The organism is Streptococcus sinensis (genome assembly GCF_000767835.1).
GTDB lineage: Bacteria > Bacillota > Bacilli > Lactobacillales > Streptococcaceae > Streptococcus > Streptococcus sinensis.
The window spans coordinates 1-5,779 of record NZ_JPEN01000007.1 but is presented as its reverse complement, the minus strand read 5'-3'; the positions used below and the strand labels follow the sequence as shown (position 1 = coordinate 5,779).

Genomic DNA, 5,779 nt, shown 5'->3' with positions numbered 1-5,779 from the left:
CAGGTCAATCTACGCGACCACAAGTATTCCACAGGTGAATACAACATCCACCTCTACTATGTTCAGGATGATGGTCGTATGGTCGGAGTTGGTAGCACCAAGACGACAGCAAATATAGATGCAGCCTTTATAAAGAAAGTTCGCTACAATGGATCTTATTACTATGTTCAGGGTAAATATAATGAGATTGTCATTGCAAATAAAAAACATCCACTAGCTTCAAACTATAATCCTGGTGAAAATCCAACTGCCAAGGAAGCCTTTGTCCGTCTGAGAAACGATATGATAGCGCAAGGTTATAATGTTGGCTATGGCTACAGCGGCTTCAGATCTTATGACTACCAAAGAAACTTGTACCAGCATTATGTAAATACGGATGGTCAAGCCGCAGCGGACCGCTATTCTGCCCGTCCTGGCTATAGTGAGCACCAAACAGGTCTCGTTTTTGACTTGACAGATAAGTCTGGCAATCTGTTGGAAGATACCGCAGCAAGCACTTGGCTAAAAAATAATGCCCATCGATATGGATTTGTCGTTCGCTATCAGCCTGGCAAGGAAGCTTCGACAGGCTATATGCCTGAAGCTTGGCATATTCGCTATATCGGTCAAGAAGCTCCGGACATTTATCATTCTGGTTTAAGTTTGGAAGAATATTATGGCTTTGAAGGTGGGAATTATGCGACAGCTCCGTCAAATTCATCCCAAAGCAAACCAAGTCTTCCTGCTCAGGGAACTTACTATTTCACCAAACGCTCCTCTATCAAAGCAGAACCCAAGCAGTCCAGTCCAGAATTGGCTTATTACACAGCTGGGGAATCGGTTCATTACGATCGAGTCCTTGATGCGGATGGTATGAGATGGATTTCCTATCTCTCTTATGGCGGAAACAGGCGGTATATTTCCATCGGTTAATCCAGATATTTCAAAACGAGTGTGATTTTGTTGTCACACTCGTTTTTCTATATTCTTTAGACGCTCATGGCTGCCTTATTCTAACCATTGGATAAAGGCAGTTTTATCTTGGTTATTGTATCCGGCGTGTTTATAAAAATTCCAAGTGCTTTCTTGCTTGGAGCTCGTTAGTAGCATCATTTTGTAGCAATTTGTTTCAGTCGCTATTTTCTTAGCAAAATCAAGACATTCAGTAGCATAGCCTCTGCCTCTAAAATCGTGATGGGTGACGACATTTTCTATTAAGGCATAGGGACGTAGCCCTCTTGTGAGATTAGGTATCACGACACAAATACAAGAGGAAACAATTCTCTCATCAACTATCTTGACAATAATATGATGATCTGGATCGTCTATCATCCGTTGCCACACTTTTTGTAAAGCAGGATTCTTTTCTGGGATGGCAGTCTCGTGCAGGGAGAGGTATAAATGTAGTAATTCTTCCAATTCATTTGGAGTCGCTTCTCTTAGCATATTTTCACCTATAATTTCATGATTTCTTCAGGTTTTCTAGCGCTATTATAACATTTTTCACAAGCAAATTTCTAGCTTGTTCTGGCTAGCACTATTATTTTAAAGCGCGGAAGTGCTGCAGCTAATGTCCATTTTAAGCCTTTTCTGAAATCTATTATAAAATACATTAGAAAAATCAGAAAAATCTTATTTTTGTTATGTAATAGTTATCAAGCTTTATTGAGCATATTCTTATACAGGAGGGTCAAAAGATGATAAATTGATATAGTAAGATTTGTTGAAACGTTTTCATTATATTGTCTGAAAGTTTTCAACGAATCATTAAAATTTTTGAAGGAGAGTTATCATGACTCAAGGAAAAATTACTGCATCTGCAGCAATGCTCAACGTATTGAAAACATGGGGTGTAGACACCATCTACGGTATCCCATCAGGAACACTCAGCTCACTCATGGATGCTTTGGCTGAAGACAAAGATATCCGTTTCTTGCAAGTTCGCCACGAAGAAACAGGCGCTCTTGCTGCGGTTATGCAAGCTAAATTCGGCGGCTCAATCGGGGTTGCAGTAGGTTCAGGTGGTCCAGGTGCGACTCACTTGATTAATGGTGTTTACGATGCAGCTATGGACAACACTCCATTCCTTGCTATCCTTGGATCACGTCCAGTCAACGAACTCAACATGGATGCCTTCCAAGAGCTCAACCAAAACCCAATGTACAACGGTATCGCTGTCTACAACAAACGTGTAGCTTACGCTGAGCAATTGCCAAAAGTTATCGACGAAGCTTGCCGTGCTGCAGTTTCTAAAAAAGGTCCAGCTGTTGTTGAAATTCCAGTAAACTTCGGTTTCCAAGAAATCGACAAAAACTCATACTACGGTTCAGGTTCTTACGAACGTTCATTCATCGCTCCTGCCTTGAACGAAGTTGAAATCGACAAAGCTGTTGAAATCTTGAACAATGCTGAACGCCCAGTTATCTACGCTGGTTACGGTGGTGTCAAAGCTGGTGAAGTGATTACAGAATTGTCACGTAAAATCAAAGCACCAATCATCACAACTGGTAAAAACTTTGAAGCTTTCGAATGGAACTACGAAGGGTTGACAGGTTCTGCTTACCGTGTTGGTTGGAAACCAGCCAACGAAGTGGTTTTTGAAGCAGATACAGTTCTTTTCCTTGGTTCAAACTTCCCATTTGCTGAAGTTTACGAAGCCTTCAAGAACACTGAAAAATTCATCCAAGTCGATATCGACCCTTACAAACTTGGTAAACGTCATGCACTAGACGCTTCAATCCTTGGTGATGCAGGCCAAGCAGCTAAAGCGATTCTTGATAAGGTAGATGCAGTTGAGTCTACTCCATGGTGGCGTGCAAACGTGAAGAACAACCAAAACTGGCGCGATTACATGAACAAACTCGAAGGTAAGACTGAGGGTGAATTACAATTGTACCAAGTTTACAATGCTATTAACAAATATGCTGATGAAGATGCTATTTACTCAATCGACGTAGGTAACTCAACTCAAACATCAACTCGTCACCTTCACATGACACCTAAGAACATGTGGCGTACATCTCCACTCTTTGCGACAATGGGTATCGCCCTTCCTGGTGGTATTGCTGCTAAGAAAGACAACCCAGACCGCCAAGTATGGAACATCATGGGTGACGGTGCATTCAATATGTGCTACCCAGACGTGATCACGAACGTTCAATACAACCTTCCAGTTATCAACGTTGTCTTCTCAAATGCTGAGTATGGCTTCATCAAGAACAAATACGAAGATACCAACAAACACTTGTTTGGTGTAGACTTCACAAACGCTGACTACGCGAAAATCGCAGAAGCTCAAGGAGCTGTTGGATTTACAGTTGACCGTATCGAAGATATCGACGCAGTCGTTGCAGAAGCTGTAAAACTCAACAAAGAAGGTAAGACAGTTGTCATTGATGCCCGCATCACGCAACACCGTCCGCTTCCGGTAGAAGTTCTTGAGTTGGATCCAAAACTTCACTCAGAAGAAGTAATCAAAGCCTTCAAGGAAAAATACGAAGCAGAAGAACTCGTACCATTCCGCCTCTTCTTGGAAGAAGAAGGGTTGCAATCACGCGCAATCAAATAATTCCTCTCATTTCATTGGAAATCAAATCTTTGATTTTCTTAGAGTAGAAGTTAAAAAGATCGGAGCAATCCGGTCTTTTTTGTCTTCTTACTTATCACAAGATTGTGATAGTTTACATCTTCATAACAAAGCGATAAAAACACTTGATTGTTTTGGTCTATCATTATAAAATATAACACGAAAAAACGAAAGAGGTTTTGGAAATGACTGAAAATCAAATGAAAATACTAGGTTGGGTTGCAACTTTTATGTCCGTGATGATGTACGTGTCCTATTTCCCACAAATCATGAATAATCTAGCTGGGCAAAAAGGAAATTTCATTCAACCACTCGTTGCGGCCATCAACTGTAGTCTCTGGGTCTACTACGGCCTTTTCAAGCAAGAAAGAGACATTCCGCTTGCAGCAGCAAATGCACCAGGGATCATTTTTGGTCTGGTGACTGCAATCACTGCCTTGATTTAAAATAAAAGGAATAGGAGGAGACTGTTTTTTTCAGTCTTCTTTTTTTCTTTTTCTCAGTTTGCAGAAAAACTTTGTTTGATGTCTGGGCTCATTGGAAAAGATGACTTTATTTTAGAGGGATAAAGAAAGAATCAGAGTGAAAAATATGTTGGCAAAACTAGAATAGTATCATTATTCCGCAGTATTTCACAAGTAAAGGTCTTGAGATTGCGGTATAATATAAGTAAATGAACAATCAAAATAAGAAAGTGAGTAGAGATATGACTGAAAAACTGACTTTTCCTGATGGTTTCTTGTGGGGCGGAGCGACAGCTGCCAACCAGTGCGAGGGCGCTTATGATGCGGATGGTCGCGGGCTGGCCAACGTAGATGTGGTGCCGATTGGTGAGGACCGTTTGGCCATCATCACGGGTAAGAAAAAGATGTTTGACTTTGAGGAAGGCTATTTCTACCCAGCCAAGGAAGCTATTGATATGTACCATCGCTTTAAGGAGGACATTGCCCTCTTTGGCGAGATGGGCTTTAAGACCTATCGTCTGTCCATTGCTTGGAGCCGGATTTTCCCGAAAGGAGATGAGTTGGAGCCCAATGAAGCTGGCCTGAAATTTTACGAAGACCTTTTTAAGGAATGCCACAAGTACGGCATTGAGCCCTTGGTGACCATTACTCACTTTGACTGTCCCATGCACTTGATTGAGCAATATGGCGGTTGGCGCAGCCGTAAGATGCTGGAATTTTACGAGCGTCTCTGCCGCACACTTTTTACTCGCTACAAGGGCTTGGTCAAGTACTGGCTGACCTTCAATGAAATTAACATGATTCTCCATGCACCATTTATGGGGGCGGGGCTCTGCTTTGAAGAAGGCGAAAATGAGGAGCAGATCAAGTACCAAGCAGCCCATCATGAGCTGGTCGCGTCAGCCATTGCTACTAAGCTGGCTCATGAGATTGATCCGGAAAATAAGGTCGGCTGTATGCTAGCGGCGGGTCAATACTATCCCAATACAGCTCATCCAGCTGACTATTGGGCGGCCATGCAGGAAGATAGAGAAAACTATTTCTTTATCGATGTGCAGGCGCGTGGTGAGTATCCTAACTATGCTAAGAAGAAATGGGAGCGCGAGGGCATCACTGTCGAAATGACAGAAGAAGACCTGCAGCTACTCAAGGAGCATACGGTGGACTTCATTTCCTTCTCTTACTACTCTAGCCGGGTAGCTTCGGGCGACCCTAAGGTCAATGAACTGACAGCGGGCAATATCTTTGCTTCTCTCAAGAACCCTTATTTGGAGGCCTCTGACTGGGGCTGGCAGATTGATCCTCTGGGCTTGCGCATTACGCTTAATACCATCTGGGATCGTTATCAAAAGCCGATGTTTATCGTGGAGAATGGTCTGGGTGCAGTGGATAGTCCTGATGAAAATGGCTATGTGGCTGATGATTACAGGATTGACTACCTGGCGGCCCATGTTAAGGCCATGCGGGAAGCCATCAATGAGGACGGTGTGGTGCTGTGGGGCTACACGACTTGGGGCTGTATCGACCTAGTATCCGCTGGCACTGGTGAGATGAAGAAGCGCTATGGCTTTATCTATGTGGATCGAGATAATGAAGGAAAGGGAACACTCAAGCGCTCCAAGAAGAAATCCTTTGACTGGTACAAGGAAGTCATCGCGACTAACGGAGCATCTGTCAAATAACATCAAGGAGGCTGGGACAAAAGTCCTAGCCTCTCAATTGTCTTTGGATTGTCGAGCAAGACGCAGTG

5 protein-coding genes are annotated in these 5,779 nt (G+C 42.9%); 4 read left to right on the top strand and 1 reads right to left on the bottom strand.

Features of this window, described 5'->3' with window-relative positions; genetic code table 11:
- Positions 1-912 (top strand): LD-carboxypeptidase LdcB/DacB (ldcB, locus tag SSIN_RS00170; protein WP_037614407.1); only part of this gene is annotated, 912 nt, incomplete at its 5' end.
- Between the two features lie 75 nt (positions 913-987).
- Here the strand turns inward: ldcB and SSIN_RS00165 are convergent.
- The gene (locus SSIN_RS00165; protein ID WP_037614405.1) at positions 988-1,425 is read right to left on the bottom strand and encodes a GNAT family N-acetyltransferase; all 438 of its coding nucleotides are present in this window, start codon (positions 1,423-1,425) and stop codon (positions 988-990) included.
- A 346-nt stretch (positions 1,426-1,771) separates the two neighbouring features.
- Here SSIN_RS00165 and spxB point away from each other — a divergent pair, with 346 nt between their 5' ends.
- The 3 genes from spxB (at position 1,772) to SSIN_RS00150 (ending at position 5,711) form a co-directional block, all read left to right on the top strand.
- Positions 1,772-3,547 (top strand): pyruvate oxidase, encoded by a 1,776-nt coding sequence (spxB, locus tag SSIN_RS00160; RefSeq protein WP_037614403.1) that lies wholly within the window; start codon positions 1,772-1,774, stop codon positions 3,545-3,547.
- 203 nt (positions 3,548-3,750) lie between these two features.
- Entirely contained in the window at positions 3,751-4,011 is a 261-nt protein-coding gene (locus SSIN_RS00155; protein WP_037614401.1) for a SemiSWEET family transporter, read from the top strand.
- Between the two features lie 260 nt (positions 4,012-4,271).
- Positions 4,272-5,711: a 6-phospho-beta-glucosidase gene (locus tag SSIN_RS00150; RefSeq protein WP_037614400.1), complete on the top strand. Its 1,440-nt coding sequence runs from the start codon at positions 4,272-4,274 to the stop codon at positions 5,709-5,711.
- The last annotated feature ends 68 nt before the right edge of the window (positions 5,712-5,779 follow it).

Bases quoted from the DNA above. Each gene is read 5' to 3' on its own strand.
- SSIN_RS00150 (WP_037614400.1), top strand. From the start codon at position 4,272: ATGACTGAAAAACTGACTTTTCCTGATGGTTTCTTGTGGGGCGGAGCG.
- spxB (WP_037614403.1), top strand. From the start codon at position 1,772: ATGACTCAAGGAAAAATTACTGCATCTGCAGCAATGCTCAACGTATTG.
- SSIN_RS00165 (WP_037614405.1), bottom strand. From the start codon at position 1,425: ATGCTAAGAGAAGCGACTCCAAATGAATTGGAAGAATTACTACATTTA.
- SSIN_RS00155 (WP_037614401.1), top strand. From the start codon at position 3,751: ATGACTGAAAATCAAATGAAAATACTAGGTTGGGTTGCAACTTTTATG.